This window comes from Salinibacterium sp. NYA9b (assembly GCF_976973725.1).
Map to the genome: position 1 here is coordinate 2,461,745 of NZ_OZ333476.1, position 25,712 is coordinate 2,487,456.

Genomic DNA, 25,712 nt, shown 5'->3' on the forward strand with positions numbered 1-25,712 from the left:
GAACGGATGTTCGCTCTGCCCTGATCGCGAAAACGGGACTGCTTAGAAGCCGAAGCTATCTACGTTGTCCTTGTCGATAACTACCCAGCCGTTACCTTCGAGAACCTTGTCGCTACCTTCAGCGAACGTCATGTTCTCGTAACCGGTGACTCCGAGGTTTACACCGTCGGCGATGTCTTCACCATCGAGGATCTGCTCGGCGAGCGATGCCAGAGCGTAACCAGCGTCGGCCGGGTCCCAGAGGGTCAGCGTCTTGACGAGGCCCTTTTCGAGGATCGACTTGTTAGCGGCCGGCATACCGGTTCCACTGACGAAGACCTTGCCGGTGAGGCCAAGTTCTTCGATCGCACGAGCGACACCAGGAGCGTCGAACGACGAGGTTCCGACGATGCCGGTTACTTCGGGGTACTTCTTGAGGAGCTCTTTGGCAGCCTGGTAGGCGACCTCTCCATCGTCTTGCGACTCAACGCGCGGCTCAGCAGCAAGCAGCGTCATGTTGGGGTACGCCTCAGCCTGACGAGCAACTGCACCGTCGGCCCACTCGTTGTGCGAAGCGTTCGTTACGTGGCCAACCATCGTGGCGTAGGTGCCCTCTTCGCCCATTGCCTCAGCGAGGTTGTCCATGATGAATGCGCCGTACTGGGTGTTGTTGAAGGCTTCGATGTCGTACATCGTGTTTTCTTGGCTGGCACCTTCGTGGGTGACAACAACGATGCCGGCGTCCATGGCCTGCTTCAAGACGGTCTCAAGTGCTCCCGGGTCAACCGGTACGACGCCGATAGCGTCTACACCCTGAGCGATGAGGTCTTGGATGACCTGAACCTGCAGTGTGGCATCCGTCTCAGCGGGGCCCTTTTGGTAAACATCGTTGCCGGAGTCAGCGGCGAACTTGTTGACGCCCTCTTCCATGCGAACGAACCACGGGTTAGTCGAGTCCTTGGGGACGATAACAATTGTGTAGGCGTCTTCCCCGGATGCGGTGGAAGTGTCGGCGTCAGCGGAACATCCGGCGAGGCCGAGTCCTACGACGGCCACGAGACCGATCGCGAGGCCTGCAAAGCGACGTTGCTTCATGTGTTTCTCCTTTTGGTGTGAGTGCAGTGTTGCGCGGACGCAGCGCCTAGAGCCTCAGCACTTTCGCGTCATTGCGCCCGGTCGAGAATTTTGAACCGGTTCATTTTTTAAAGCGGTTCAAACGTACACTGGACAAATACCGATATGCAACCGCTAGGCAGAGATGATCACAACGATGCGATTACGAGAACCTCGACTGCACCCTTACGCGGCGCACCCGAGCAATGCCCTTAGAGTGAGAAACCTGCAGCACCCGAACCATGCACAAGAAGTGAGCTATCCATGAGTACCCCCGACACTGCGACATCGAAGTCGCCCGCCGGGATCCGCGATGTCGCCGCGCTGGCCCAGGTTTCGACCGGCACCGTGTCGAATACGATCAACCGCCCCGACACCGTCCACCCTCGCACCCGCGCCGCCGTAGAGAAAGCGATTGCCGAACTGGGCTTCGTGCCCAACCAGCAAGCCCGCGTGCTCACAGGAGCCTCCAGCAACGTCATCGGGCTTGTTGTTCTGGATATCGAAAGCCCCTTCTACATGGAAGCCGCGCACGTCATCGAGCGCACCGTTCGCGAATCGGGCCACGTGGTGATGCTCTGCAACTCCGAAGGTGACACCACCCGCGAGTCCGGACTTCTCGCGATGTTGGCCGCCCAGCGCGTCCGGGGCGTACTACTGGCACCTGCGAGCCTCGACGAAGACTCCGACCCCTACAAAGACCTCCCGGGTGATCTGCCCGTCGTGTTGCTCGACTACAACGGCGGTCCAGAACACTGCTCCATTTCCGTCGACAACGTCGCAGGCGGGCGCCTCGCAATCGAACACCTGCTGCAGCTAGGCCACACCCGCATCGCTGTCGTTGGAGGACCAACCGGGCTCCGTCAGTTCGCCGATCGCGCCCAAGGCGCACGCGAAGCGATCATTGCGGCTGGCATGGATCCGGAAGTGTCGTTGATTGAAGTCAGCACGTCAGGGATCGGCATCCAAGACGGCCGCCGAGCAGCAGAACTTCTTCTCGAGGGAGACACCCCCGACGCCGTATTTTGCGGTAACGACATGCTCGCCTTCGGCGTCTACCGCGGACTTATTGACGCGGGGCTCAGCGTGCCAGAGGATGTTGCCCTCGTCGGCTACGACGACATTGACTTCGCCCGCGACTGGGTTGTGCCGCTCACGTCAGTGCGCCAACCCATCGATAAACTCGGCACGCGCGCTGCACGATTGCTCATTGAGCACTCAGCGCGAGAAGATTCCCACACCCACCGCCAAGAGGTACTCCCGCCCGAGCTCGTCGTGCGACGCTCCACCGACCTTCGGGCGCCCGCGCAGCACTGACGAGGCACGAGGCAACAGCGGTGACTAGTCGATCAACTCACGACGTGATCGCGTGAGTTCTGCACGCGCGTGCAGTTCTTCATCTGGCGGATAACCGACCTCGACAAGCGTGAGTCCTTTAGCAGGCATGACCTTGTATTCGCTGCCCTTCGAACGTTCATCGCGGATGTCGGCGGGGCGCGAAGCATCAATCTTGCCCTGTCCCACAAAGACTCCGGCTCCCACCAGCGACCGCACCATGCTGTGGCAAAACGCATCGGCGCGCACTTCAGCGAGGATGATGCCCTCATCGGTGCGGGTAAAGCTGAATCGCTCAAGGCTGCGCACCGTCGTGGCACCTTCGCGGGGCTTGCAATAGGCAGCCCAATCGTGGAGCCCGAGAAGCTCTTTCGCCGCCACATTCATCGCGTCCACGTCGAGCGTGGCCGGGTACCAGAGTGTGTGATTGCGTTGACGTGGGTCGCGCGGTGACTCATTGTCGGCAATACGGTACTCGTAGCGTCGCCAGAGGGGCGAGAATCGGGCATCGAACCCGTCCGCTGCGATCACTGACTGGGTAACAAAGATGTCGGACTCAAGGCCCGTGATGCCATTGATCCGTCGCGCCAGAGAGGCTGGTCCGTCATACCGCCGGCCGCCCATGTTGCCGCGCCGCGGGCGGTCGAGGCTGCGCAGCTGAGTCTCAGTGAGGTCAAGGTGAGCCACTTGGCCTGTCGCGTGTACGCCGGCATCCGTGCGTCCGGCAACGACCAGTTGCGGTGTAACCCCAAACCGCCGAAAGATGACGGCCAGGGCGTCTTCAATGGTGCCTTGCACGGTGCGCAGCACAGGTTGCTTGCCCCACCCAAAGAAATTCGTACCGTCGTAGGCGATATCTAGTCGCAGACGAGCAAAGGGCGCGGCATCCGACTCTAGCGCCGGGATGGCGGGTGCCGTTTCAGTCATAGTCCAACCCTATTTCACGAAGAAAACCCCGGCCCGCACGAAGCGGAGCCGGGGTTTTCTCGAACGAAGAAAGTTACTTCTCTTCTGCAGTCTCTGCAGCAGCATCCTCGACGGCGACGTCTTCGGTTGCTACTTCTTCGACGGGAGCTTCCTCTACGGCGGGCTCTTCTGCAGCGGCCTTGGGCTCAGCCTTAGCGGCAGCCTTCGGAGCCTTCTTCTTGGGCGTTACGGGCTCAAGAACGAGTTCCATCTGAACCATCGAAGCGTTGTCACCCTTGCGGAATCCAAGCTTCGTGATGCGGGTGTAACCACCATCGCGGTTCTCAACCTGCGGTGCGATGACCGTGAAGAGTTCGTGGATGACGGTCTTGTCGCCGATGATTCCGAGCGCGCGGCGACGGTTGTGCAAGTCACCCTTCTTCGCGAACGTGATCAGGCGCTCAGCAACGGGACGCAGGCGCTTGGCACGCATTTCCGTTGTCTTGATGCTCTTGTGAGTAAACAGGGCTGCGGCCAAGTTGGCAAGCATGTGGCGCTCGTGCGCCGGTCCACCGCCGAGACGCGGGCCCTTAGTAGGTGTAGGCATTTTCTAATTCTCCAGTGTCAAAGTTTCGAGCCAGTGGCTCAAGCGTTGGTCTCGTCGTCGGCGTATCCGCCGTAGAAGTGTGCTCCATCGAATCCGGGAACGCTGTCTTTCAACGACAGTCCCATCTCGACGAGCTTGTCGCGCACTTCATCAACCGACTTCTGACCGAAGTTACGGATGTTCATGAGCTGAGTCTCCGACAGAGCAACCAGTTCACTTACGGTGTTGATGCCTTCGCGCTTGAGGCAGTTGTAGCTACGCACCGAAAGATCAAGATCTTCGATCGGCATGCTGAGTTCGGTCGAAAGCACGGCGTCAACCGGTGCAGGACCAATCTCGATACCCTCTGCGGCCGTGTTGAGCTCGCGAGCGAGTCCGAACAGTTCGGTCAGCGTGCGACCGGCCGAAGCCACTGCATCGCGAGGAGTGATTGCCGACTTGGTTTCAACATCTACAACCAGACGGTCAAAGTCAGTGCGCTCACCGGCACGAGTTGCCTCGACGCGGTAGGTGACCTTGAGTACGGGCGAGTAGATCGAGTCGACCGGAATTTGGCCGGCTTCGCTGAACTCGCTGCGGTTCTGGGTTGCGGTGACATAGCCACGGCCACGCTCGATCGTCAGCTCAAGTTCAAACTTGGCCTTGTCGTTGAGCGTTGCGATGACGAGTTCCGGGTTATGGATCTCGACACCGGCAGGTGCTGAGATGTCCGCTGCGGTAACTTCACCAGCACCCTGCTTGCGCAGGTAAGCGGTGATCGGCTCGTCGTGCTCACTGGAGACTACGAGGTTCTTGATGTTAAGGATGACCTCAGTGACGTCTTCTTTGACACCGGCGACGGTGCTGAATTCGTGAAGAACTCCATCGATACGGATGCTGGTGACAGCTGCTCCGGGGATCGACGAAAGAAGGGTGCGACGGAGGGAGTTTCCGAGGGTATAACCGAAACCAGGTTCGAGCGGCTCGATAACGAACCGTGAACGGAATTCGGAAATGTTCTCCTCAGCAAGGGTGGGACGCTGTGCAATCAGCACTGGTAATTCCTTTCGGCGAAGTGTCCGCTATATGACACTTGTGGGCGACGGGTGGCTGGCCCGACGTTGTATTGAGTTGTGCGCTGGAACTGTGAGCGAGGGCCACAAGGGCCCTCGCCACGACGCCAGCACTAACGAGTTGCCCCGCTAGTACGGCGTGAAACTAAACGCGACGACGCTTGGGCGGACGGCAACCATTGTGCGTCTGCGGTGTTACGTCGTTGATCGAACCCACTTCGAGGCCAGCGGCCTGCAGCGAGCGAATCGCAGTTTCGCGACCCGAACCCGGTCCCTTGACGAAAACGTCAACCTTCTTGACACCGTGCTCCTGAGCCTGGCGCGCGGCCGACTCAGCAGACATCTGCGCTGCATAAGGGGTCGACTTGCGCGAACCCTTGAAGCCAACGACACCTGACGACGACCAAGCAAGAACTGCGCCGGTGGGGTCAGTGATGGTCACGATGGTGTTGTTGAACGTGGACTTGATGTGAGCCTGGCCCACAGCAATGTTCTTCTTTTCTTTACGACGCGGCTTACGAGCGGCCGATTTTGGTGCTGCCATTGTTTTCTCCTAAAACGTTGATGGCGACGACACTGGGGTTGAACCCAGGGTCTATCGGGCCTTCTTCTTGCCGGCTACGGTGCGCTTCGGGCCCTTGCGGGTACGAGCGTTGGTCTTCGTGCGCTGACCGTGAACGGGCAGTCCCTTGCGGTGACGGATACCCTGGTAGCTTCCGATTTCAACCTTGCGGCGGATGTCTGCTGCAACCTCACGGCGGAGGTCACCTTCTACCTGGAAGTTTCCTTCGATGTAGTCGCGCAGCGCGATGAGCTGGTCATCGGTGAGATCCTGAACGCGGATCTCTCCGCTGATCTGGGTGTCGGCGAGGGTTTTGAGTGCCCTCGTGCGGCCAACACCGTAAATGTAAGTCAGTGCGACCTCTACACGCTTGTCGCGTGGGATGTCGACGCCTGCTAGACGTGCCATAGTGGCTTCTCCTGTTTGATGAGTGGAGGTCTGTAACAGCACCTGTGCACCGGCCTCCAACCGGTGGTGTCCCCGTTGCTCATTTTCACAAGCCTCGGATCTGGTGTTGCTAGTTCTTGTATTTAGTTATGTGCGCTGCGGTGTGTGGCGATTGCTCGCCCCACCCCGTGCAACTGTGCGATCTGCTCGCGGAACCTTAGCCCTGGCGTTGCTTGTGACGCGGGTTCGACTTGCAGATAACCATGACGCGACCGTTGCGGCGAATTACGCGGCAGTTGTCGCAGATGGGCTTAACGCTGGGGTTAACCTTCATTATTTTTCCTTGTGAATCGCTGTCGTCGTTCCACTAGCCCGCAAGGGCACCGTGGACGTTACTTTCCAGCGCGGTCTACTTGTAGCGGTAGGTGATGCGGCCGCGAGTCAGGTCATACGGGCTCAGCTCTACAACTACACGGTCCTCCGGAAGGATTCGAATGTAGTTCTGTCGCATTTTGCCCGAGATGTGCGCGAGCACAACGTGGCCGTTCGTCAACTCAACACGAAACATCGCGTTGGGCAGAGCCTCGACTACTGCTCCTTCGATCTCAATGACACCGTCTTTTTTGGCCATAGCCTCTTCGTCGCTATAAGTGGGGTTCGCTGGTCTGCGTAGATTGTGGTGAGTGACTTTCGAGAAAGCCAAGGCGCGAAAAAATCGGCCTGAAACACCAAAGAGAAAGCCTACGCTAATCCCGGGCGTTTCACCAAGTTGGGGCTAAGATTGCGCGCTAACCGTTTCGACGGCAGCGGCGTAGAGAGCATCGCCCTCGCGAAGTCCCATCACTTCAGTCACGAAATCGGGGGCCGTCAGGGATGACCGCAGCTCCAGCATCCGCACACTTTCGGGGTCTTCTGGCACGTTGAACTGCATCGCGGCGCCGACCGCACGCAGGATCGCGTGAGGAGTCGTTCCGGATGCTGCCAGTTCGCTGGCAGGACTGATGAAGCGTTCGTTGCGCGACAACTTGCGCAGCGGACTACGGCCAACGCGCTCAGGAGTATCTGGCAAGTGCGGGTTACTAAATCGACGAGTGCACGTCGCGACATAGGCAGCGTGCTCAGCAGCGTCGAAGCCGTGCTTAGCGATGAGCATCGCGCTGGTCTCAGCTAAGACGGCATCGACGTCGGCGGAGACTTCGGGTATCGCCATCGCCGCAGAGAGAGTTTCTGCCCCACGGAGGTAGCCGTGGTAGGCGACAGTGGCGTGGCCGGTGTTGACAGTGAAGAGCTTGCGCTCGATGTAGGGTTCGAGGTTGTCGACGAAATGCACGTCGGCAATGTCGGGAACGTTGTCACCAAACGGGGCGCTCTCGATAGCCCACTCGAAAAAGTCTTCCACCGTGACGTCGAGTCCGGCAGCAGGATCCTGGGCCGGCACGATGCGGTCGACAGCAGTGTTCGCAAAAATCGCTTTCGCGGCGAGCGTTTCAGCGTCGACAGCGACCGCAACTTCGGCGCGCAGATTGTTCGTGGCGTAGAGCGCGTTCTCACACGCAAGCACCTGCAGCGGTGGCAGATCATCAGCGCGAGCCTTGATCGCCTGAGCAATCAAGGGAGCGACGAACTTGAGGATGTTGGGGCCGACAGCGGTAGTCACCATGTCGGCGGTGGCGATCTCTTCGATCACGCCTGCTTCGTCGCTCGCGCTGTTGAGTGCGCGGAAGTTGTCGACGGTCTCGGTGCGGGGCTCGGCGCCCACTTCGTGCACCTGGTAGCTGTCTGCGGCGGCGAGGCTGTCGATGAGCTCTGCGGCGACATCCGCAAACACAATCTCATAGCCAGCCTTGTGCAGGATCAGACCAACGAAGCCACGACCGATGTTGCCGGCTCCGAAGTGTACGGCCTTCATGCGTTGTTCAATTCAGCGAGAAGAGCGAGAAGTTCGTCTTCGCTTGACGCGTCAATGAGCTTCTGAACTTCGTCATTGTCGCTAAAGATCGTGGCAACAGCGGCGAGGGTGTCCATGTGGCCACCGTCTTTGCCTGCGATGCCGACAACGAAGCGAACCTCGTTGCCATCCCAATCGATGGGATCCGCGTACCGCACGAACGAGAGCGCAGACGACAAGATCGTGTCCTTGCCCTCGTTCGTGCCGTGCGGAATGGCTAGGAAGTTACCCATGAAAGTTGATGTCAACTCTTCGCGGGCCTTCATGAAGCCAAGGTACTCGGGCGTTACCGCGCCAGCAGCAATCAGAATCTCCGCCGCCTCAGCGATGGCTTCTTCTTTGGTGCGAGCGGTGCCAGCCGCTTTGATCTGGTCTAGCTCGAGTACCTTGCTCATGATTTCTCCTGTTATTCGCTAACCATGTTTACGACTTCATCGTATTTCGGACTGTTCATGAAGTTATCAACTGAAACATGGATTGCGCCGGGAACTTTCTCCGTCGCACGGTCAGTCAGCTGATTCTGAGTGATGATGAGGTCTTCCGAACCATCGAGGTTCGCAATTGCCTTGTTCGTCACGTTGACGCCCTCGATCCCGGCCTTCGCAAACTTGTTGCGGAGAACGGTTGCTCCCATGGCACTCGATCCCATGCCTGCGTCACACGCAAACACAACGTTCTGGATCTTCGTAGCAGTTGCGGCACCAGCGGTTGCGCCAGCAGCGGCAGCACCGGTTCCGAGCAGGTCGCCTACCGAGCTGTCCTTGCCCTTGTTGGAAGCGTTCTTAGCAACAGCAGCAGCAAGTGCGTCGTCGCCGTTAGCCATTGCCTCAAGGTCACGCTTACGGCCGGCGCGGATGATGACCGCAGCGACAGCGAACGAAACGGCAGCCGAGAACACTACCGACAGCAGTACGCCGACGATGCTTCCAGGAGGAGTCTGCGCGATGACCGCAATGATCGATCCAGGCGATGCCGGAGCACGCAGACCGGACTGGAAGATGACGTTCGTGAGAACACCAGTTGCTCCACCAGCAATTGCTGCAACAACGAGAAGCGGCTTAGCCAATACGTAGGGGAAGTAGATCTCGTGAATACCACCGACGAAGTGAATCAGGATGGCGCCGGGAGCGCTTGCGCGCAGCAGGCCAACACCGAACACCAGGAAGGCGAGCAGGATACCGAGGCCGGGGCCAGGGTTTGCTTCGATGAGGAAGAGGATCGACTGGCCCTTTTCGAGCGACTCTGCCGTACCGAGCGGTGTGAAGACACCGTGGTTGATGGCGTTGTTGAGGAAGAGGATCTTGCCAGGCTCAACGAAAACGCTGGCGAGCGGGAGCAGGCCGTTGTCAACGAGGAACGCGATGACGGATTCGAGACCGTTGCTGATCGCCGTAACGATCGGGGCAATGAGGAAGAACGAAGCAATCGCGAGCAGCATTCCGACGATTCCGCCGGAGAAGTTGTCAACGAGCATTTCGAAGCCGGGACGAATCTTTCCAACCCAGATCGAGTCGATCTTCTTCATGACCCATGCAGCACCAGGACCAACGATCATGGCACCCAGGAACATCGGGATACCGGCGCCGATGATGACACCCATCGTCGCGATGGTTCCGATAACTCCACCGCGGGTTCCGTAGACCATGCGGCCACCGGTGTTAGCAATGAGCAAGGGGAGTAGGTAAATGATCATCGGGCCGACGAGGCCCGTGTTCGTTACCTCAGGGTCAAGGCTCCAGCCACCGAGCTGCTGAACCCAGACCGGGTCGATGCCGAGTAGTGGCAACCAACCGGTTTGGATGAACAGTGCAGTGATAAAGCCCCAAGCGATGAATGCCGCGATGTTCGGCATCACCATTCCGCTAACGAAGGTTCCAAATTTCTGGACCCCTACGCGCGCACCGCCACTCTTGGCGGTCGTAGACGACGTTGTCATTGTTTTACTCCGATATCTGTGATGTGAGGATACTGCGAGGGAAGCGACCGAACACGACTAGCTCTCGTCGTGATCGGTACTGAGAATTTCGGTCAGGGTGGCGATAACAGCGTCGGCGCCATCGCCTTCAGCGGCGATAGTGACCTCGTCGCCGTGGGAGACACCGAGCGAGATGACGCTCAGGATGCTCGACGCATTCACCGACTTGTCGCCTTTGGCGATTGTGATGTCGAGGCCCGAGGCAGCTGCCGCCTGCGTGAAGAGTGACGCGGGACGAGCATGAAGCCCGTGCGCCGAAGCCACCCGAATAGTCTGTTCAGCCATTGTTGCTGCTTTCTGTCGTTACTTGAGGGAGGGAATCAAGAAGGTCGAGGGCAATATTTGCGCCGGCCGCATCAAAGTTCAGAGCGGGAAGCTGGATCGCCGTCGCACCAATCGCGTGGGCCGCGATTGCTGCCTGATCGAAGAAGTCGGCAACGTGGGAGCTCACCAACACGACATCCACAGAGGTGAGCGGCATGCTCAGCGCTGCAACGCTCGCGGGGGCGAAGGTATGGGGAAGTCCGCGAACAGTCGCCTGTCGACGAAGTGCGTGTGCCAAAAAGGTGCTCGAGGCACCTGCTCCGCACAAGACCAGCACCGTTGTCACCTGATCGCCTCCTCGCGATAAACCTGCTCAATTCCTTCGTTATCTATATTCGCTGGGAAGGTCCCCTGAGTTCCAATAGAGAAGATTCCGCCCCCGCGGAAAGGTTCATAGGCGAGAATGGAGTTCTTATGCTCGCGAACCACGCACGACTCATCGACTACCTCGCTCAGGCCGAGGCGTGGGTTACCGCTGCCGAGCTCGCCGACAAGCTCGGCGTCACTACGCGCAGCGTGCGCAGTTATGTCACTGCGGTCAAGTCTTCAGCGCTCCCCCTGGAAGTCATCGAGTCGTCGACTTCGGGCTATCGCCTCAATCGCGACAACTACGCGGAGTTCCTGAAGGGCGCTTCGAATCGCGAGGCAGAGCGCCCCCGCGATCGGCAGTACCATCTTGTTCGTCGCCTTGGCGATGCCCCTGAAGGCACCGACATCCATGCTCTTGCCGACAGCTTCTTCGTGAGCGAGTCCACCATTGAGGCAGACTTGCGAAAGATCAAGGCTGCAGTCGAAGAGTCGGGGTTGACCCTCGCCCGCCGAGGACCGCTCGTTATCTTGTCGGGCACCGAGCCGAACCTGCGCCGCCTGTTGAGCAAAATGTTCCGCCACGAAGAGTCCCAGGGGTTCCTTGAACTCGAAAGTATTCAGCGCGAGTTCGAGTCGTCAGACCTCCGCTCGTTCAAGACCTCGCTGCTCGAACTTCTTGACTCACATGGATACTTCGTCAACGAATACGGGATCAACCATGTTTTGCTCCACGTCGCGATAGCGGCGGACCGCACGCTTCCTCGCGATTCCGAGACAACGGAGGCAGAACCGGCGGCTGCGTTGAGTACAGCGCCCGTGCACTCAACAGACGCCGCGGCGTTCTCGGACGACCTTGCGGAGCTCATTACCTCCCATTTCGGTGCGAACCTGCGCGAAGATGACCTCAATGAGATCGAGCTGCTGCTCACTACGCGCGTGATCACCCGCGCTGCCAGCCCCGACTCCCCCGCCGATGTCGATCTAGAAGAACTCACGACACGCGTGCGCCGCACTGTGAAACACGTCGGCGAGGAATATCTCATCGATCTTGACGATGACGACTTCATCATGAGGTTGTCCCTGCACGTGCGCAATCTCATCTTGCGCGCCCAAGATCTCTCTTACTCTCGCAACCCCATGACTCGGTCGATCAAGACCACTTACCCGATGATTTACGAGCTCGCCGTCTTTATCGCCGCAGAAGTGCAACGTGATGAGGGCATCACGATCCACGACGATGAGATCTCCTACATCGCCCTCCACGTTGGGTCGCACCTCGAACGTCAAGCGAAACGCGAAGTGCGGCTCACCGCTGCGCTCGTGTGCCCCAACTATCACGATCTCCACGTCATCCTGAGGGAGCGCATTGAAGCAGTGCTCGGCGACGAGTTGCAACTTCGGATCGTGATCACGCGCACCGATGTCGACCTCGCCGAACTTTCAACCGATCTCGTGCTCACGACAATCGATCTGCGGTCGTTCGCCGACAATGTCGTGCTCATCCAGCCGTTCTTGACCGAAACCGATGTCGATGCGATTCGCCGCACGATCAGTCGCATCCGTCGTCTACGTCGCCGTCGAGAGCTTACTGATGAGCTCTTGCGATTCTTCGACCCTGCGCTTTTCTTGCGCAATTTCACGGCTCCCAGCGAGGAGGCAATGATCGCTGCCCTCGGTCATCGGATGATCGAAGCTGGCGTGATCGACCACGGCTACATCACGGGCGCCATCGAACGGGAACGTATGTCATCGACAGCGTTCACTGACACGCTGGCTGTTCCCCACGCGATGACCATGAATGCCCATCGCACCGCGATCAGCATCGTCATTAATGAAACGCCGATGCCGTGGGGCGAGAACAAAGTTAACGTCATCGCTTTGATCGCCTTCAGCGCTGCCGGCCGCACGACGTTCCAGACGGTGTTCGATCAGTTCGTCACCGTATTTTCGGATCGCGATTACGTGCAGCAACTCGTCAAGAAAGCAGTCGACTTTCCCACCTTTATTGACGAACTCGTTCGCGGCATCGAAAGCTAGCACGCGGCAAGCGGGCTACTGCGAGATAGTGCGGGGCGCGAAAGCGATCGCCGCGTACCAGTCACGAATAGTCTGCTTTTGTGAGGCGTTGCAGGTATACCCGTAGCCGCCGAGCTCCCAATACTCATACTCGCTCACCCATACGGTTTGCTCGACCGCCCAGCCGTCGAGATAAGTGAGAGCAAAGCAGTCGGCCATGATCTCGTACTTCGGCGCATCCACGGTTGCATTCGCAACGAAGGCTTCCACAGCCTTCTCTGTCTCGTCGAAGTTTGTGAACTGCAACACGTGGGCGTACTCGTGATAGGCGAGCCCTGTGCGCTGCCACGTGTTCATATACGGCTGCTGGTCGGACTGCGCGTCGTAGTGCGCCGTATAGGGGTCATCAGAGGTCACGCACCCCGCAACGTCCTGCCCACACAACGCGTCCGCGTCATCGACAGCAGAGAGAGCGAAACCGCGACCCAAGGAATCAGTAACCGATTCCATAGTCGTGCCGGTTGAATTAGTGGCGAGGTTTGTGGCGGCGGCAGCAAGCGTCTCTTGGAGTGCCACGGTTGCCTCTTCGACACGGAGGGAATCCTCGCGCACTTCCTGCGCATCCCACCTGTCTTTCCAAGTCTGCTGCGCCCAACCCTCATAGCGGTCGAGGTTCACCACTCCCCCCACACGCACGCCTTCGAACTCGGCGACGACCGCCATGAGGCCGTCCATTGCGAGACCGAAGGTTTGCTTTTCATCGATGAGTTCGATTTGCTCTTCGATCTCACGATCCTTCTGCTCGATCGCTTCTCTAGCCTGTTCAAGGCGAACAAAGGTAAGCACGAACAGTACGGCTGCGGCCACGAACGCGAGGGCAAGAACAACGACGGTGATGATGAGCCCGCGACGCCGAGACGGCTGTCCAGGGACATCCGCGACTGTAGCGGCATCAGTGACCGTAGCGGCATCAGGCGCAGGCTCTACGGCATGCGAACTTAGAGGCTCAGGATCCTGCTGAGAGTTCGACACATCGTTCGACATCCACAAGCCCCTTGTTGTTGGGGTGGGTAACAACGCACAGCGCAGCGAGAGCTGCTAGTGGCGCTAGCCACCGATCAGAGTTCTAGCGAGAACCCGCATCAGTGGCAGAGATGCCGCGATCGAACAGACCCTCAGTGATTCGCGCGGTAACCGCGTCGATTTCACCGAGAGCATCGATCGTTACGAGCACGCCGCGGTCTGCATAGACCTTCACGAGCGGAGCTGTCTGCTCGCTGTACACCTCGAGGCGATGACGAACTACCTCTTCGGTATCGTCGCTGCGGCCCTGTTCGAGAGCACGCTTGCGAAGACGCCCCACAACAACGTCAGGGTCTGCCTCGAGCTCAACGACGACATCGAGCGCGGCACCGTGGGTCGCCAAGAATTCGTCAAGCTCACGGACCTGATCAGTCGTGCGAGGGTAACCGTCGAGCAAGAAGCCCTGCTTGGCATCCTGCTCCTCGAGACGATCGCGAATCAGTGCGTTCGTGAGCGAGTCGGGAACATTGTCGCCGGCATCCATGAATGCTTTGGCTTTGTTCCCGAGTTCGGTGCCATTCTTCACATTGCTGCGAAAAATGTCACCGGTCGAAATTGCAGGAACGCCGTAGATCTCGGCAAGACGAGCAGCCTGAGTGCCTTTTCCAGCACCAGGGGGACCAATCAAGAGAAGTCGTGTCAACGCAACAAACCTTCGTAATGGCGCTGCTGCAACTGTGAATCGATCTGCTTGACGGTCTCAAGACCGACACCAACGATAATCAGGATGCTAGCTCCGCCGAATGGGAAATTCTGGTTGGCCCCGATGACTACGAACGCAATCAGCGGGATCATTGCCACAAGGCCAAGGTACAAAGAACCAGGCAAAGTGACGCGAGTCAGGACGTAGTCGAGGTACTCTGCGGTCGGTCGACCGGCACGGATACCAGGAATGAAGCCGCCATACTTCTTCATGTTGTCAGCGACTTCTTCAGGGTTGAAGGTAATCGCTACATAGAAGTAGGTGAAGCCCACGATGAGCAGGAAGTAACCGATCATGTAGATCGGGCTATCGCCGGAGACCAAGTTGTTCTGGACCCAGACAACCCACGCTGAAGAAGTTTCGCCAGCTTGTGGCTGGTTGAACTGCGCGATCAAGGCGGGGAGGTACAACAGCGACGAAGCGAAGATCACGGGGATCACGCCGGCCATGTTGACCTTGATCGGGATGTAGGTGTTGTTGCCGCCGTAGGTGCGACGACCAACCATGCGTTTTGCGTACTGCACGGGGATGCGTCGTTGCGACTGCTCAACGAATACAACGGCAGCCATAATGAGGATGCCCATGAGCAGCACAAGAACGAACGTCTCGATTCCGCTGGCTACGTAGATGCCCCAGAGCGCGCTCGGGAAGGTTGCAGCGATCGAAGTGAAGATCAACAGCGACATACCGTTACCGATACCGCGCTCGGTGACCAGTTCACCCATCCACATGATGAGGCCGGTTCCGGCGGTCATGGTGATCACCATGAGCAAGATCGCGTACCACGCATCGTTAGTGATGAGCTGGCTACATTCTGGAGTACCAGCCGACTGGAACAGTGCGCCGCTTCGCGCAACCGTGATCAGCGTCGTGGACTGGAGGATCGCGAGAGCGATCGTGAGGTAACGCGTGTACTGAGTCAGCGTTGCCTGGCCAGACTGGCCCTCTTTGTGAAGAGTTTCGAAGTGTGGGATGACCACACGAAGTAGTTGCACGATGATCGACGCCGTGATGTACGGCATGATTCCGAGTGCAAATACGGAAAGTTGAAGGAGCGCCCCACCACTGAAGAGGTTGATGAGGTCATACAATCCGCCACTCGAAGCATTAGCTGCGAGACAGGCCTGGACGTTACCAAAGTCAACGAACGGCGCGGGGATGAAGGAGCCAAGTCTAAACAGCGCAATGATGCCTAGCGTGAACCCGATCTTCCTGCGAAGGTCAGGCGTGCGGATTATCCGCGCGACAGCTTTAAACACAAGGCCTCCGATTTATCTATGTACTACGGGCGAGTGGGGAATCCCAATGCGGGATTCCCCACTCAACCTGCCTGCGTTTGTCACCGGTGTGACCAACGCGACACTAACGTTTGTCGTAGTGACAGTTACTGAACCGAACCGCCGGCTGCAACGATCTTCTGCTCGGCAGAGCCGGAGACCTTGTCAACTACAACGTTCAGCTTAACCGTAATATCACCCTGACCAAGAACCTTGACCTTTTCGTTCTTACGAACCGCGCCCTTGGACACGAGGTCAGCAACGGTTACGTCGCCTCCCTTGGGGTAAAGTTCCGCGAGCTTTTCGAGGTTAACAACCTGGTACTCGACGCGGAACGGGTTCTTGAATCCGCGCAGCTTAGGCGCACGCATTACGAAGTTGATGTTTCCACCTTCGAAACCAACGCGCATGTTGTAACGCGCCTTGGTTCCCTTGGTTCCACGGCCCGCGGTCTTACCCTTGGAGCCTTCACCACGGCCAACACGCATACGGTCTTTCTTAGCACCGGCAGCGGGACGGAGGTGGTGCATTTTCAGAACCTGCGGGCGGCTTGCAACATCATCGCTCGAGGACTTCGTGGTGGTCGACGCCTTAGCAGCGGTCGACTTCGCAGGAGCCTTCGTGGCGGATGCCTTCGCAGCAGGAGCCTTGTCAGCTGCGGCCTTTGCAGGAGCAGCCTTCTTGGCAGCAGGTGCTTTCGCAGCTGCGGCCTTCTTTGGGGTTTCTTTCTCGTCAGCCATTAGTCAATCTCCTCGACCTTGACAAGGTGAGCGACCGTGTTGACGTAACCACGGTTCTGCGAGTTGTCCTCGCGCACAACCACGGAACCGATGCGCTTGAGCCCAAGGCTGCGCAGCGTGTCGCGTTGGTTCTGCTTCTCACTAATTTTGGACTTGATCTGGGTTACCTTCAGGCGACCAGCCATCAGACACCTGCCTTAGCTTCAGCCTCGGCGCGCAGCAAGCGAGCCGGGATAACGTGTTCTGCATCGAGCCCACGACGAGCGGCAACCGAACGCGGCTCTTCGAGCTGCTTGAGTGCCTCAACCGTTGCGTGAACGATGTTGATCGTGTTCGAGGAACCGAGCGACTTGCTCAGTACATCGTGGATACCGGCGCACTCGAGTACGGCGCGAACGGGTCCACCAGCGATAACACCGGTACCAGCGGATGCGGGACGCAGCAGGACTACACCTGCAGCTGCCTCGCCCTGGACCGAGTGAGGGATAGTAGCGCCGACGCGAGGAACGCGGAAGAAGTTCTTCTTCGCCTCTTCGACACCCTTGGAGATCGCGAGAGGAACCTCACGAGCCTTGCCGTATCCGACTCCAACCATTCCGTTACCGTCACCGACGACGACGAGAGCGGTGAAGCTAAAGCGACGACCACCCTTGACGACCTTCGATACACGGTTGATGGTGACGACGCGCTCCAGGAACTGGTTCTTGTCGTTGTCGCGGCTGTTGTTACCACCACGGCCACCACGGTCGGGTCCACGCTCACGGCCGCCACGACGAGCCTCGCGGGGCTCGCTCGTTACGTCGGTCGCGGGGGCGTCTACGACGACCTCGGGTACGGAGATGGCGCTAGTCGCCTCAGCGGCCACGGCCTGCTCCTTGTTTGTTGTCTTGTTGTCCACGTTGTCGCTCACAGGTTCAATCCACCCTCTCGCGCTCCGTCGGCGATAGCTGCAACGCGACCTGCGTAACGGCTTCCACCACGATCAAATACGACGGCCTCAACACCGGCCTGCTTCGCGCGCTCGGCGACCATTTCGCCGATCTTGCGTGCCTTGGCGGTCTTGTCTCCATCGAACGTACGCATGTCCGACTCCATGGTCGATGCAGAAGCGACGGTAACGCCCTTCGAGTCATCAACAACCTGGACGAATACGTGACGCGCTGAGCGCGTAACCACGAGACGCGGGCGCACCTCGGTGCCCACAACCTTCTTGCGGAGACGTGCGTGACGGCGGCCCTTAGCGGCCGACTTGCTCTTACCTCTGGTTCCGAGAGCCATGTCTACTTACCACTCTTTCCGGCCTTGCGACGAACAACTTCGCCGGCGTAGCGCACACCCTTGCCCTTGTAGGGCTCTGGCTTGCGCAATTTACGAATGTTGGCTGCTACTTCGCCAACCGCCTGCTTGTCGATGCCGCTGACAACTAGTTTGTTATTGCCCTCGACCGCGAAGCTGATGCCTGCGGGCGGGTCAACGGTGATCGAGTGCGAGTACCCGAGAGCAAACTCAATTGAGCTGCCCTTTGCGGTGACACGGTAACCAGTACCAACGACCTCAAGGCCCTTGGTGTAACCATCGGTAACACCGATGATCTGGTTAGCGATGAGTGTACGAGTCAAGCCGTGCAGTGAACGCGATTCGCGCTCGTCGTCGGGACGGGTTACGAGAACCTGACCCTCTTCGAGTGCTACAGCGATAGGTGCCTTGACGGTGAGCGCAAGCTCACCCTTCGGGCCCTTTACAGTGACGTCCTGGCCGTTGATGGTGAGTGTGACACCAGCGGGGACATCAATAGGAAGTCTTCCGATACGTGACATTTTGGGTTACCACACGTAGGCGAGGACTTCCCCACCTACGCCCTTCTGAGTCGCCTCTTTGTCGGTCAGAAGACCGGAGGAGGTGGACAAAATAGCCACACCGAGTCCGCCAAGAACCTTGGGGATTTCGGTCGAGCGAGCGTAGACACGAAGACCAGGCTTCGAGACGCGCTTGATTCCCTTGATGGAACGCTCGCGAGTGGGGCTGTACTTGAGTTCGATCGTGAGGGTCTGGCCCACGCGAGCGTCCTCGGTGCTCCAGCTGAGGATGTATCCCTCAGCCTTGAGCATTTCAGCCAGGCGCGACTTCAGCTTGCTGTTAGGCATTGAAACGCTGTCGTGGTGCGCCGAATTGGCGTTGCGCAGTCTGGTCAGCATGTCAGCGACCGGATCTGTCATTGTCATTATGTGTTTCCTGTCTCAACTGGTTTCGGCATCCGTTACACGAAGGCCGACCTGGTCGATCGGTGTTACTTGGTTAGTTAGATGCGTTCTCAGCGGTGCGGAAGGGGAAGCCCAGAGCCTTAAGCAATGCGCGACCTTCTTCGTTGTTCTTACCGGTGGTGACGATAGTGATATCGAAACCACGAACGCGGTCAATCTTGTCCTGGTCGATCTCGTGGAACATGGACTGTTCCGTGAGGCCGAAGGTGTAGTTACCGTTGCCATCGAACTGCTTGTCCGACAGACCGCGGAAGTCGCGGATACGCGGAAGCGCCAGCGTGATCAGGCGGTCGAGGAACTCCCAAGCGCGGTCACCACGGAGGGTAACGTGTGCGCCAATAGGCTGTCCTTCACGAAGCTTGAACTGAGCGATCGACTTGCGAGCGCTAGTTACGTACGGCTTCTGACCGGTGATCGCGGTGAGGTCCTTGACGGCCCCATCGATGATCTTTCCGTCGCGAGCAGCTTCACCAACACCAGTGTTGACGACGACCTTAACGATCCCCGGAACCTGGTGGACATTGGTGAGTCCAAGATCCTTCTTGAGCTGAGCCGCAAGTTCATCGCGGTACTTCTGCTTGAGGCGCGGCTGGATTTTGCCAGCAGCAGGTGCAGTCGTCGTCATTAGTCTGCGTCCTTCTCGGTTGCCTTCTCGGCATCCTTCTTCGAAGCCTTGGGCTCAGCCTTAGCTGCCTTTGACTTCTTGGTCTCTACGCGGCGCGACTTCTTGAAGAAGCGCTCGCGCGTGGTCTTGCCACGGTCATCGGTGCCGACGGTAAAGCCAACACGAGCCGGGAGCTTGGTCTCGGGGTCAACGAGGGCGACGTTCGACACGTGAATTGATGCCTCCATCGTCTCGATGCCACCGGTCTTGGTTCCACGCTGAGTCTGGCCAACCTTGACGTGCTTGGTGACGAAGTTGACACCCTCCACGACAATGCGGTCTTTTCCAGCGATAACACTGATTACGCGACCCTGCTTGCCGCGGCTTCCGCCACGCTCTTCGGTCGGGCCGCTGATGACCTGTACGAGGTCACCCTTGCGAATCTTTGCCATATCTACAGCACCTCCGGTGCGAGCGAGATGATCTTCATGAACTTCTTGTCACGAAGTTCGCGGCCAACCGGCCCGAAGATGCGGGTACCACGGGGGTCTCCGCCATCGGACTTGAGGATTACAGCCGCGTTCTCATCGAACTTGATGTATGAGCCGTCTGGACGACGAGTCTGCTTGATAACGCGAACGATGACGGCCTTGACGACCTCACCCTTCTTGACGTTTCCGCCAGGAATCGCGTCTTTGACGGTTGCCACGATGACATCGCCGAGACCTGCGTAACGACGGCCTGAGCCACCGAGAACGCGAATCGTGAGGAGCTCCTTGGCGCCGGTGTTATCGGCAACCTTTACTCGGGATTCCTGCTGAAGCATTACTTAGCCTTTTCGAGGATCTCGACCAGACGCCAGCGCTTCGTAGCGCTGAGCGGACGGGTCTCGCTGATAAGTACGGAGTCACCGACGCCGGCCGTGTTGGCCTCGTCGTGAACCTTCACCTTGGAGTTACGGCGAACAACCTTGCCGTACAACGGGTGCTTTACGCGGTCTTCAACGATGACAACGATGGTCTTATCCATCTTGTCGCTCGTAACCAGTCCGCGACGGGTCTTACGGTACCCACGAGCGACCTCGGCGGTCGTCTCCGCGGTCTTCTTGTCTTCAACCTTGGCCATGACTACGCCTCCTTCGTCTCGTCAGCGGCGTCTGCTGCAGTCTCAACCGCGGCGTCTGCCTTCTTGGTGCTGCGCTTCTTGGTCTCCTTGGCGGGAGCCTCGACGGCAGCGGGGGTTGCACGGATGCCCAGCTCGCGCTCACGGATAACCGTGTAGATGCGGGAGATGTCGCGCTTTACAGCGCGAATACGTCCGTGGCTTTCCAGTTGACCAGTTGCGGCCTGGAAACGAAGGTTGAAAAGTTCTTCCTTCGACTTCTTCAGCTCGTCAACGAGTCGTTCGTCTTCAAAAGTGTCTAGCTCGACAGGGGCTAGCTCCTTGGATCCGATCGCCATTATGCGTCGCCCTCCTCGCGCTTGATGATGCGTGCCTTGAGGGGCAGCTTGTGAATTGCACGAGTGAGTGCTTCGCGCGCAGTCGTCTCGTCCACGCCGCTGAGCTCGAAGAGCACGCGACCTGGCTTGACGTTGGCGACCCACCACTCGGGCGAGCCCTTACCGGAACCCATGCGGGTTTCAGCGGGCTTTTTGGTGAGCGGGCGGTCGGGGTAGATGTTGATCCACACCTTTCCACCACGCTTGATGTGACGCGTCATTGCGATACGAGCTGCCTCAATCTGGCGGTTCGTAACGTATGCGGGCGTCAGAGCCTGAATACCGTACTCGCCAAACGACACCGTGGTTCCACCAGTAGCGTGGCCGCTACGGGAGGGGTGGTGCTGCTTGCGGTACTTGACCTTACGCGGAATCAACATTGTTATGCCTCAACTCCTGCTGCAACCGGTGCGTCGGCCTTGGGGGCTTCTGCCTTGGGTGCTTCAGCTTTCGGTGCGGACGAAGGGCCACCGGTGCGACGACCGCCACGGTCGCCACCATCGCGACGCTCTGGACGCGACGACTTCTGGTTAGCCTGCTCGCGAGCGAGCTCCTTGTTGGTGATGTCGCCCTTGTAGACCCACACCTTGACACCGATACGACCGAACGTGGTCTTAGCCTCGTAGAAGCCGTAGTCGATGTTTGCGCGCAGCGTGTGCAGCGGAACGCGACCTTCGCGGTAGTACTCTGAGCGGCTCATTTCTGCGCCACCCAAACGACCCGATACCTGGATGCGAACACCCTTGACCGAACCAACGCGCTGGGCGCCCTGAAGACCCTTGCGCATTGCACGACGGAAAGCGACACGAGCAGCAAGCTGCTCCGCAATTCCCTGTGCAACGAGCTGAGCTTCAGCCTCGGGGTTCTTGACCTCGAGGATGTTGAGCTGGATCTGCTTACCGGAGAGCTTCTCGAGCTCGCCACGAATACGCTCTGCTTCGGCGCCGCGGCGACCGATCACGATGCCCGGACGGGCAGTGTGAATGTCTACGCGAACGCGGTCACGGGTGCGCTCGATTTCAATGCGAGCAACACCTGCGCGGTCGAGGTTCGACTTGAGCAGGTTGCGGATCTTTACATCTTCCGCAACGTAGTCGCTGTAACGCTGACCCGGCTTGGTGCTGTCGGAGAACCAACGCGACACGTGGTCGGTGGTGATTCCCAGACGGAAACCGTAGGGGTTTACCTTCTGTCCCATTACTTCTTCCCTGCCTTGTCGGCCTCGGCTTCAACGACGTGGTCTGGCGTGGCCAGCACGACCGTGATGTGGCTTGTGCGCTTCAGGATCTGGAACGCGCGGCCCTGGGCACGCGGCTGGAAACGCTTGAGCGTTGCACCGTCGTCGACATAAGCCTTCGAGATGATCAGATCCTGTTCGTCCAGGAACGTGTTCGAAGCGTCTGCCTTGACTCGCGCATTCGCGATTGCAGATGCAACCAACTTGTAGACCGGCTCGCTCGCGCCCTGAGGTGCGAACTTCAAAATTGCCAGTGCTTCCTGTGCTTGCTTGCCGCGAATCATGTTGACAACGCGACGAGCCTTCATGGGGGTCACGCGGATGTGACGCACGCGTGCGATCGACTCCACCATTTCTCTACCTCCTCCACCACCGCGTTAGCGGCGGCGACCCTTCTTGTCGTCCTTCACGTGTCCACGGAAGGTACGGGTGGGCGAAAACTCGCCGAGCTTGTGCCCAACCATGGTTTCGGTGATGAACACCGGAATGTGCTTGCGACCATCGTGCACCGCGATCGTGTGACCCAGCATTGCTGGAACGATCATCGAGCGGCGCGACCAGGTCTTGATTACGTTCTTGCTCTTGGCTTCGTTCGCCTTGACAACCTTTTGTAGGAGGTGGTCGTCGACGAAGGGGCCCTTCTTCAGACTGCGTGGCATCTTCTGACTCTCCTACTACTTGCGCTTCTTGCCGACATTGCGGCGGCGAACGATGAGCTGGTCACTGGGCAGTTTGCGCTTACGTGTGCGCCCTTCTGCCTGGCCCCAAGGGGAAACGGGGTGACGTCCACCGGACGTCTTACCCTCACCACCACCGTGGGGGTGGTCAACAGGGTTCATGGCAACACCACGGACGGTCGGGCGAACGCCCTTCCAGCGCATGCGGCCGGCCTTTCCCCAGTTGATGTTCGACTGCTCGGCATTGCCGACCTCGCCGATCGTTGCGCGGCAACGAACGTCAACGTTGCGGATTTCACCGGAAGGCAAACGCAGCTGCGCGTAGGGGCCTTCTTTTGCAACGAGTCGAACTGATGCACCAGCGGAACGGGCCATCTTGGCGCCGCCACCGGGGCGAAGTTCAATCATGTGGATAACCGTACCGACGGGGATGTTCTTCATCGGGAGGTTGTTACCAGGCTTGATGTCTGCGCCGGGACCCGACTCAACAATGTCGCCCTGATTGAGCTTGTTCGGAGCAACGATGTAGCGCTTGGTGCCATCAACAAAGTGGAGCAGTGCGATACGTGCGGTGCGGTTGGGGTCGTACTCGATCTCGGCAACGCGGGCGTTTACGCCGTCTTTGTCGTTGCGCTTGAAGTCGATTACGCGGTACTGGCGCTTGTGTCCACCACCGATGTGACGAGTCGTGATGCGACCTGCGTTGTTGCGTCCACCAGTCTTCGGCAGAGGGCGCAGAAGCGACTTCTCCGGCGTTGAACGGGTGATCTCAGCAAAGTCTGCAACCGAGGATCCACGACGACCAGGCGTCGTGGGCTTGTACTTGCGAATAGCCATTAGTTTCTCCTTGGTCCCTAGCCGACAGCCGTGAAGATGTCGATAGAACCGGACTTAAGCGTGACGATGGCGCGCTTGGTGTCCTTGCGCTTGCCCATACCGAAACGGGTACGACGGGTCTTGCCCGTGCGGTTCAACGTGTTGACCGAGTCGACCTTGACGCTGAAGATCTTCTCAATAGCGAGCTTGATCTCGGTCTTGTTCGCACGGGGGTCTACCTCGAAGGTGTACTTGCCCATGTCGATCAGGTTGTAGCTCTTCTCAGAGACCACGGGAGCGATGATGATGTCGCGCGGGTCCTTGTACGTGACGGTCATGCGCTGACCTCTTCCTTGTTCGAAGACTTGGTGTTGAACGCAACGAACGCGTCGAAGGCGCCCTTGCTGAACACGATGTCGTCGCTGACGACGACGTCGTAGGCGTTGAGCTGGTCGTAAGCCAAGACGTGAACCGTGTCGAGGTTGCGAATGCTCTTGAGGCTGGTTGCATCTTCGCGCTGGAGAACAACGAGAACGTTCTTGCTCGGCGCGATGTTGTTCAGCAGAGCCAAGACCGACTTCGTCGAAGGCTTGCCGTCTACAGCGAGAGCGTCGATGACGTGAATGCGCTCACCGCGAGCCCGGTCGGACAACGTGCCGCGAAGTGCTGCAGCAATCATCTTCTTGGGGGTGCGCTGTGAGTAGTCACGCGGGTGCGGCCCGTGAACGATGCCACCACCCTTCATCTGAGGAGCACGGATCGAGCCCTGACGAGCGCGACCGGTTCCCTTCTGCTTGAACGGCTTGCGACCAGCACCCGAAACTTCACCGCGGCGCAGGGTGTTGTGCGTACCCTGACGTGCTGCTGCACGCTGTGCAACAACAACCTGGTGGATGAGCGGAACGTTGGTCTGCACGTCGAAGATCTCGGCGGGAAGTTCAACAGAGTCGACCTTCTTGCCCTTGGCGTCGATGACGTCGATGGAGGTAGCCATGTGTACTACGCCCCCTTCACTGCGTTGCGGACGAAGACGATACGGCCACGAGCACCGGGAACAGCGCCCTTGATGAGCACGAGTCCCTTCTCAAGGTCGATCGAGTGGACGGCGAGGTTCATGACCGTTACACGGTCACCACCCATACGACCGGCCATGCGCATGCCCTTGAAGACACGGCTGGGGGTCGACGAGGCGCCAATGGAACCAGGCTTGCGGTGGTTACGGTGCGAACCGTGGCTTGCAGATACACCCTTGAAGTTGTGACGCTTCATAACACCCGCGAAACCCTTACCCTTGCTCGTGCCGACAACGTCGACCTTCGAGCCTGGGGTGAAGATGTCGACTGCGAGCTCCTGGCCAACGGTGTATTCCGCGGCGTCAGGGGTGCGAATCTCGGTGAGGTGACGGCGAGGCGTAACACCTGCCTTGTCGAAGTGACCGGTAAGCGGCTTGTTGACCTTACGAGGGTCGATCTGGCCGTACGCGATCTGGACTGCGCTGTATCCATCAACCTCGGGGCTACGCAGCTGCGTAACCACATTCGGGGAGATTTCGACAACGGTCACGGGAACGAGCTTGTTGTTCTCGTCCCAAACCTGCGTCATGCCGAGCTTTGTGCCCAGCAGACCCTTAGTCGTCTTAGTTGTAGACATTATTTTCCTTATCGGCTCTGTCGCTCAATAACTGCGCGAGCTAAAGCTTGATCTCGATGTTGACGTCGGCCGGCAGGTCGAGACGCATAAGCGAATCCACAGCCTTGGGCGTCGGGTCGATGATGTCGATGAGCCGCTTGTGGGTGCGCTTCTCGAAGTGCTCGCGGCTGTCCTTGTACTTGTGGGGAGAACGGATAACTGCAATCACGTTCTTCTCGGTGGGCAGCGGCACCGGGCCTACTACCGTGGCACCCGCGCGGGTAACCGTGTCAACAATTTTGCGTGCCGACGAGTCGATGACCTCGTGGTCGTACGACTTAAGTCGAATGCGGATCTTTTGTCCCGCCATGACTGGCTCTCTTCCCTTAGTACTTTGGCTGCACTGCGTGCACCTGGGCTGTTCGACACCGGATGTTGCCACCCGAAGACGCTCAGCACTTTTGCTTTCGCACCACTATTTATCTGTCAAGTTCTTGCTGTCACTGCTTGTGATACCAACCCGCGAAGCCGCGAGGAGCACATGCCAGCGAACTGGCACAAGCGTCTCCCGCAGCACGAATTCTTTCGAATCGAATTGGGGAGTTGGTTAAGCTTGGTTCTGCTCCCCGCGGCCTAGCTACAACACGGTGCATAACTCACGCTCTGCGTGGGT

Annotated in this window: 37 protein-coding genes and 1 pseudogene; 2 read left to right on the forward strand and 36 right to left on the reverse strand. The window is 58.7% G+C overall.

Features of this window, described 5'->3' with window-relative positions; all coding sequences use genetic code 11:
- Positions 1-42: 42 nt before the first annotated feature.
- A complete protein-coding gene (locus ACWFSR_RS11840) occupies positions 43-1,074 on the reverse strand; it encodes an autoinducer 2 ABC transporter substrate-binding protein (RefSeq protein WP_197106434.1) in 1,032 nt (343 codons plus the stop codon).
- A gap of 282 nt (positions 1,075-1,356) precedes the next feature.
- Here ACWFSR_RS11840 and ACWFSR_RS11845 point away from each other — a divergent pair, with 282 nt between their 5' ends.
- Positions 1,357-2,409 carry a LacI family DNA-binding transcriptional regulator gene (locus tag ACWFSR_RS11845; protein ID WP_197106435.1) on the forward strand — a complete coding sequence of 351 codons (1,053 nt, stop codon included), beginning with the start codon at positions 1,357-1,359 and terminating at the stop codon, positions 2,407-2,409.
- 24 nt (positions 2,410-2,433) lie between these two features.
- On the opposite strand, the gene ACWFSR_RS11850 is transcribed toward ACWFSR_RS11845, so the two are convergent.
- From ACWFSR_RS11850 to ACWFSR_RS11905, 12 genes are all read right to left on the reverse strand, one after another.
- Positions 2,434-3,354: a tRNA pseudouridine synthase A gene (locus ACWFSR_RS11850; RefSeq protein ID WP_197106436.1), complete on the reverse strand. Its 921-nt coding sequence runs from the start codon at positions 3,352-3,354 to the stop codon at positions 2,434-2,436.
- A gap of 73 nt (positions 3,355-3,427) precedes the next feature.
- Positions 3,428-3,940: a 50S ribosomal protein L17 gene (gene rplQ / locus ACWFSR_RS11855; protein WP_197106437.1), complete on the reverse strand. Its 513-nt coding sequence runs from the start codon at positions 3,938-3,940 to the stop codon at positions 3,428-3,430.
- A 38-nt stretch (positions 3,941-3,978) separates the two neighbouring features.
- Entirely contained in the window at positions 3,979-4,974 is a 996-nt protein-coding gene (locus ACWFSR_RS11860) for a DNA-directed RNA polymerase subunit alpha (RefSeq protein WP_129072180.1), read from the reverse strand.
- 163 nt (positions 4,975-5,137) lie between these two features.
- Complete coding sequence (gene rpsK, locus ACWFSR_RS11865) at positions 5,138-5,536, reverse strand: 30S ribosomal protein S11 (RefSeq protein ID WP_197106438.1); 399 nt, start codon at positions 5,534-5,536, stop codon at positions 5,138-5,140.
- Positions 5,537-5,587: 51 nt separating this feature from the next.
- Positions 5,588-5,962 (reverse strand): 30S ribosomal protein S13, encoded by a 375-nt coding sequence (rpsM, locus tag ACWFSR_RS11870; protein WP_197106439.1) that lies wholly within the window; start codon positions 5,960-5,962, stop codon positions 5,588-5,590.
- Positions 5,963-6,158: 196 nt separating this feature from the next.
- Positions 6,159-6,275: a 50S ribosomal protein L36 gene (rpmJ, locus tag ACWFSR_RS11875; RefSeq protein ID WP_197106440.1), complete on the reverse strand. Its 117-nt coding sequence runs from the start codon at positions 6,273-6,275 to the stop codon at positions 6,159-6,161.
- A 75-nt stretch (positions 6,276-6,350) separates the two neighbouring features.
- On the reverse strand, positions 6,351-6,572 hold the full coding sequence (gene infA / locus ACWFSR_RS11880; RefSeq protein ID WP_010203795.1) for a translation initiation factor IF-1: 222 nt from the start codon (positions 6,570-6,572) through the stop codon (positions 6,351-6,353).
- Between the two features lie 144 nt (positions 6,573-6,716).
- Positions 6,717-7,850: a mannitol-1-phosphate 5-dehydrogenase gene (locus tag ACWFSR_RS11885; RefSeq protein ID WP_447522443.1), complete on the reverse strand. Its 1,134-nt coding sequence runs from the start codon at positions 7,848-7,850 to the stop codon at positions 6,717-6,719.
- Positions 7,847-8,284 (reverse strand): PTS sugar transporter subunit IIA, encoded by a 438-nt coding sequence (locus ACWFSR_RS11890; protein WP_197106442.1) that lies wholly within the window; start codon positions 8,282-8,284, stop codon positions 7,847-7,849. The genes ACWFSR_RS11885 and ACWFSR_RS11890 overlap by 4 nt, the downstream gene beginning before the upstream one ends.
- Positions 8,285-8,295: 11 nt before the next feature.
- Positions 8,296-9,825 (reverse strand): PTS mannitol transporter subunit IICB, encoded by a 1,530-nt coding sequence (locus ACWFSR_RS11895; RefSeq protein WP_197106443.1) that lies wholly within the window; start codon positions 9,823-9,825, stop codon positions 8,296-8,298.
- Between the two features lie 57 nt (positions 9,826-9,882).
- Positions 9,883-10,149: an HPr family phosphocarrier protein gene (locus ACWFSR_RS11900; RefSeq protein WP_197106444.1), complete on the reverse strand. Its 267-nt coding sequence runs from the start codon at positions 10,147-10,149 to the stop codon at positions 9,883-9,885.
- Complete coding sequence (locus ACWFSR_RS11905; protein ID WP_447522444.1) at positions 10,142-10,474, reverse strand: PTS sugar transporter subunit IIB; 333 nt, start codon at positions 10,472-10,474, stop codon at positions 10,142-10,144. The genes ACWFSR_RS11900 and ACWFSR_RS11905 overlap by 8 nt, the downstream gene beginning before the upstream one ends.
- Before the next feature lie 128 nt (positions 10,475-10,602).
- Here ACWFSR_RS11905 and ACWFSR_RS11910 point away from each other — a divergent pair, with 128 nt between their 5' ends.
- A complete protein-coding gene (locus ACWFSR_RS11910; RefSeq protein ID WP_197106446.1) occupies positions 10,603-12,534 on the forward strand; it encodes a BglG family transcription antiterminator in 1,932 nt (643 codons plus the stop codon).
- A gap of 15 nt (positions 12,535-12,549) precedes the next feature.
- On the opposite strand, the gene ACWFSR_RS11915 is transcribed toward ACWFSR_RS11910, so the two are convergent.
- The 23 genes and pseudogenes from ACWFSR_RS11915 to rpsJ form a co-directional block, all read right to left on the reverse strand.
- On the reverse strand, positions 12,550-13,557 hold the full coding sequence (locus ACWFSR_RS11915) for a hypothetical protein (RefSeq protein WP_197123236.1): 1,008 nt from the start codon (positions 13,555-13,557) through the stop codon (positions 12,550-12,552).
- Between the two features lie 82 nt (positions 13,558-13,639).
- A complete protein-coding gene (locus ACWFSR_RS11920) occupies positions 13,640-14,239 on the reverse strand; it encodes an adenylate kinase (RefSeq protein WP_197106448.1) in 600 nt (199 codons plus the stop codon).
- Positions 14,236-15,558, reverse strand: a complete 1,323-nt coding sequence (gene secY, locus ACWFSR_RS11925; RefSeq protein WP_197106449.1) for a preprotein translocase subunit SecY — start codon at positions 15,556-15,558, stop codon at positions 14,236-14,238. The genes ACWFSR_RS11920 and secY overlap by 4 nt, the downstream gene beginning before the upstream one ends.
- Positions 15,559-15,683: 125 nt before the next feature.
- Positions 15,684-16,316 (reverse strand): 50S ribosomal protein L15, encoded by a 633-nt coding sequence (rplO, locus tag ACWFSR_RS11930; protein ID WP_197106450.1) that lies wholly within the window; start codon positions 16,314-16,316, stop codon positions 15,684-15,686.
- Positions 16,316-16,501 (reverse strand): 50S ribosomal protein L30, encoded by a 186-nt coding sequence (gene rpmD / locus ACWFSR_RS11935; protein WP_009773114.1) that lies wholly within the window; start codon positions 16,499-16,501, stop codon positions 16,316-16,318. The genes rplO and rpmD overlap by 1 nt, the downstream gene beginning before the upstream one ends.
- The gene (gene rpsE, locus ACWFSR_RS11940; RefSeq protein ID WP_197106451.1) at positions 16,501-17,226 is read right to left on the reverse strand and encodes a 30S ribosomal protein S5; all 726 of its coding nucleotides are present in this window, start codon (positions 17,224-17,226) and stop codon (positions 16,501-16,503) included. The genes rpmD and rpsE overlap by 1 nt, the downstream gene beginning before the upstream one ends.
- Positions 17,223-17,594, reverse strand: a complete 372-nt coding sequence (gene rplR / locus ACWFSR_RS11945) for a 50S ribosomal protein L18 (protein WP_100388203.1) — start codon at positions 17,592-17,594, stop codon at positions 17,223-17,225. Before rplR ends, rpsE begins: the two co-directional genes overlap by 4 nt.
- A gap of 2 nt (positions 17,595-17,596) precedes the next feature.
- The gene (gene rplF, locus ACWFSR_RS11950; protein ID WP_197106452.1) at positions 17,597-18,133 is read right to left on the reverse strand and encodes a 50S ribosomal protein L6; all 537 of its coding nucleotides are present in this window, start codon (positions 18,131-18,133) and stop codon (positions 17,597-17,599) included.
- A 6-nt stretch (positions 18,134-18,139) separates the two neighbouring features.
- Positions 18,140-18,538 carry a 30S ribosomal protein S8 gene (gene rpsH, locus ACWFSR_RS11955; RefSeq protein WP_197106453.1) on the reverse strand — a complete coding sequence of 133 codons (399 nt, stop codon included), beginning with the start codon at positions 18,536-18,538 and terminating at the stop codon, positions 18,140-18,142.
- 73 nt (positions 18,539-18,611) lie between these two features.
- Positions 18,612-19,202: a 50S ribosomal protein L5 gene (gene rplE / locus ACWFSR_RS11960; protein WP_197106454.1), complete on the reverse strand. Its 591-nt coding sequence runs from the start codon at positions 19,200-19,202 to the stop codon at positions 18,612-18,614.
- A gap of 95 nt (positions 19,203-19,297) precedes the next feature.
- Positions 19,298-19,633, reverse strand: a pseudogene (gene rplX, locus ACWFSR_RS11965) (50S ribosomal protein L24); the annotation flags it as partial.
- Between the two features lie 2 nt (positions 19,634-19,635).
- The gene (gene rplN, locus ACWFSR_RS11970) at positions 19,636-20,007 is read right to left on the reverse strand and encodes a 50S ribosomal protein L14 (RefSeq protein WP_100388198.1); all 372 of its coding nucleotides are present in this window, start codon (positions 20,005-20,007) and stop codon (positions 19,636-19,638) included.
- Positions 20,007-20,306, reverse strand: coding sequence for a 30S ribosomal protein S17 (gene rpsQ / locus ACWFSR_RS11975; protein WP_197106456.1), 300 nt, complete (start codon positions 20,304-20,306; stop codon positions 20,007-20,009). The genes rplN and rpsQ overlap by 1 nt, the downstream gene beginning before the upstream one ends.
- A 2-nt stretch (positions 20,307-20,308) precedes the next feature.
- Positions 20,309-20,641 (reverse strand): 50S ribosomal protein L29, encoded by a 333-nt coding sequence (gene rpmC, locus ACWFSR_RS11980; RefSeq protein ID WP_197106457.1) that lies wholly within the window; start codon positions 20,639-20,641, stop codon positions 20,309-20,311.
- Positions 20,641-21,060, reverse strand: a complete 420-nt coding sequence (gene rplP, locus ACWFSR_RS11985; RefSeq protein WP_009773124.1) for a 50S ribosomal protein L16 — start codon at positions 21,058-21,060, stop codon at positions 20,641-20,643. The genes rpmC and rplP overlap by 1 nt, the downstream gene beginning before the upstream one ends.
- A 2-nt stretch (positions 21,061-21,062) precedes the next feature.
- Positions 21,063-21,878, reverse strand: coding sequence for a 30S ribosomal protein S3 (gene rpsC, locus ACWFSR_RS11990; RefSeq protein ID WP_197106458.1), 816 nt, complete (start codon positions 21,876-21,878; stop codon positions 21,063-21,065).
- The gene (gene rplV / locus ACWFSR_RS11995; protein WP_197106459.1) at positions 21,878-22,270 is read right to left on the reverse strand and encodes a 50S ribosomal protein L22; all 393 of its coding nucleotides are present in this window, start codon (positions 22,268-22,270) and stop codon (positions 21,878-21,880) included. The genes rpsC and rplV overlap by 1 nt, the downstream gene beginning before the upstream one ends.
- Before the next feature lie 24 nt (positions 22,271-22,294).
- Positions 22,295-22,576, reverse strand: a complete 282-nt coding sequence (gene rpsS / locus ACWFSR_RS12000) for a 30S ribosomal protein S19 (protein ID WP_009773127.1) — start codon at positions 22,574-22,576, stop codon at positions 22,295-22,297.
- Positions 22,577-22,591: 15 nt separating this feature from the next.
- Positions 22,592-23,431 (reverse strand): 50S ribosomal protein L2, encoded by an 840-nt coding sequence (rplB, locus tag ACWFSR_RS12005; RefSeq protein WP_197106460.1) that lies wholly within the window; start codon positions 23,429-23,431, stop codon positions 22,592-22,594.
- 17 nt (positions 23,432-23,448) lie between these two features.
- Positions 23,449-23,748, reverse strand: a complete 300-nt coding sequence (gene rplW / locus ACWFSR_RS12010) for a 50S ribosomal protein L23 (RefSeq protein ID WP_010203832.1) — start codon at positions 23,746-23,748, stop codon at positions 23,449-23,451.
- Positions 23,745-24,404 carry a 50S ribosomal protein L4 gene (gene rplD / locus ACWFSR_RS12015; RefSeq protein ID WP_197109484.1) on the reverse strand — a complete coding sequence of 220 codons (660 nt, stop codon included), beginning with the start codon at positions 24,402-24,404 and terminating at the stop codon, positions 23,745-23,747. The genes rplW and rplD overlap by 4 nt, the downstream gene beginning before the upstream one ends.
- A 5-nt stretch (positions 24,405-24,409) precedes the next feature.
- The gene (gene rplC, locus ACWFSR_RS12020) at positions 24,410-25,060 is read right to left on the reverse strand and encodes a 50S ribosomal protein L3 (RefSeq protein WP_197106462.1); all 651 of its coding nucleotides are present in this window, start codon (positions 25,058-25,060) and stop codon (positions 24,410-24,412) included.
- 40 nt (positions 25,061-25,100) lie between these two features.
- Complete coding sequence (rpsJ, locus tag ACWFSR_RS12025) at positions 25,101-25,409, reverse strand: 30S ribosomal protein S10 (RefSeq protein ID WP_009773132.1); 309 nt, start codon at positions 25,407-25,409, stop codon at positions 25,101-25,103.
- Between the last annotated feature and the right edge of the window lie 303 nt (positions 25,410-25,712).

Coding starts and splice junctions, on each gene's coding strand:
- ACWFSR_RS11840 (WP_197106434.1), bottom strand. CDS start 1,074: ATGAAGCAACGTCGCTTTGCAGGCCTCGCGATCGGTCTCGTGGCCGTC.
- ACWFSR_RS11845 (WP_197106435.1), top strand. CDS start 1,357: ATGAGTACCCCCGACACTGCGACATCGAAGTCGCCCGCCGGGATCCGC.
- ACWFSR_RS11850 (WP_197106436.1), bottom strand. CDS start 3,354: ATGACTGAAACGGCACCCGCCATCCCGGCGCTAGAGTCGGATGCCGCG.
- rplQ (WP_197106437.1), bottom strand. CDS start 3,940: ATGCCTACACCTACTAAGGGCCCGCGTCTCGGCGGTGGACCGGCGCAC.
- rpsK (WP_197106438.1), bottom strand. CDS start 5,536: ATGGCAGCACCAAAATCGGCCGCTCGTAAGCCGCGTCGTAAAGAAAAG.
- rpsM (WP_197106439.1), bottom strand. CDS start 5,962: ATGGCACGTCTAGCAGGCGTCGACATCCCACGCGACAAGCGTGTAGAG.
- rpmJ (WP_197106440.1), bottom strand. CDS start 6,275: ATGAAGGTTAACCCCAGCGTTAAGCCCATCTGCGACAACTGCCGCGTA.
- infA (WP_010203795.1), bottom strand. CDS start 6,572: ATGGCCAAAAAAGACGGTGTCATTGAGATCGAAGGAGCAGTAGTCGAG.
- ACWFSR_RS11885 (WP_447522443.1), bottom strand. CDS start 7,850: ATGAAGGCCGTACACTTCGGAGCCGGCAACATCGGTCGTGGCTTCGTT.
- ACWFSR_RS11890 (WP_197106442.1), bottom strand. CDS start 8,284: ATGAGCAAGGTACTCGAGCTAGACCAGATCAAAGCGGCTGGCACCGCT.
- ACWFSR_RS11895 (WP_197106443.1), bottom strand. CDS start 9,825: ATGACAACGTCGTCTACGACCGCCAAGAGTGGCGGTGCGCGCGTAGGG.
- ACWFSR_RS11900 (WP_197106444.1), bottom strand. CDS start 10,149: ATGGCTGAACAGACTATTCGGGTGGCTTCGGCGCACGGGCTTCATGCT.
- ACWFSR_RS11910 (WP_197106446.1), top strand. CDS start 10,603: ATGCTCGCGAACCACGCACGACTCATCGACTACCTCGCTCAGGCCGAG.
- ACWFSR_RS11915 (WP_197123236.1), bottom strand. CDS start 13,557: ATGTCGAACGATGTGTCGAACTCTCAGCAGGATCCTGAGCCTCTAAGT.
- rplO (WP_197106450.1), bottom strand. CDS start 16,316: ATGGCTGACGAGAAAGAAACCCCAAAGAAGGCCGCAGCTGCGAAAGCA.
- rpmD (WP_009773114.1), bottom strand. CDS start 16,501: ATGGCTGGTCGCCTGAAGGTAACCCAGATCAAGTCCAAAATTAGTGAG.
- rplR (WP_100388203.1), bottom strand. CDS start 17,594: ATGGCTCTCGGAACCAGAGGTAAGAGCAAGTCGGCCGCTAAGGGCCGC.
- rplF (WP_197106452.1), bottom strand. CDS start 18,133: ATGTCACGTATCGGAAGACTTCCTATTGATGTCCCCGCTGGTGTCACA.
- rpsH (WP_197106453.1), bottom strand. CDS start 18,538: ATGACAATGACAGATCCGGTCGCTGACATGCTGACCAGACTGCGCAAC.
- rplE (WP_197106454.1), bottom strand. CDS start 19,202: ATGACGACGACTGCACCTGCTGCTGGCAAAATCCAGCCGCGCCTCAAG.
- rplN (WP_100388198.1), bottom strand. CDS start 20,007: ATGCTTCAGCAGGAATCCCGAGTAAAGGTTGCCGATAACACCGGCGCC.
- rpsQ (WP_197106456.1), bottom strand. CDS start 20,306: ATGGCCAAGGTTGAAGACAAGAAGACCGCGGAGACGACCGCCGAGGTC.
- rpmC (WP_197106457.1), bottom strand. CDS start 20,641: ATGGCGATCGGATCCAAGGAGCTAGCCCCTGTCGAGCTAGACACTTTT.
- rplP (WP_009773124.1), bottom strand. CDS start 21,060: ATGTTGATTCCGCGTAAGGTCAAGTACCGCAAGCAGCACCACCCCTCC.
- rpsC (WP_197106458.1), bottom strand. CDS start 21,878: ATGGGACAGAAGGTAAACCCCTACGGTTTCCGTCTGGGAATCACCACC.
- rplV (WP_197106459.1), bottom strand. CDS start 22,270: ATGGTGGAGTCGATCGCACGCGTGCGTCACATCCGCGTGACCCCCATG.
- rpsS (WP_009773127.1), bottom strand. CDS start 22,576: ATGCCACGCAGTCTGAAGAAGGGCCCCTTCGTCGACGACCACCTCCTA.
- rplB (WP_197106460.1), bottom strand. CDS start 23,431: ATGGCTATTCGCAAGTACAAGCCCACGACGCCTGGTCGTCGTGGATCC.
- rplW (WP_010203832.1), bottom strand. CDS start 23,748: ATGACCGTCACGTACAAGGACCCGCGCGACATCATCATCGCTCCCGTG.
- rplD (WP_197109484.1), bottom strand. CDS start 24,404: ATGGCTACCTCCATCGACGTCATCGACGCCAAGGGCAAGAAGGTCGAC.
- rplC (WP_197106462.1), bottom strand. CDS start 25,060: ATGTCTACAACTAAGACGACTAAGGGTCTGCTGGGCACAAAGCTCGGC.
- rpsJ (WP_009773132.1), bottom strand. CDS start 25,409: ATGGCGGGACAAAAGATCCGCATTCGACTTAAGTCGTACGACCACGAG.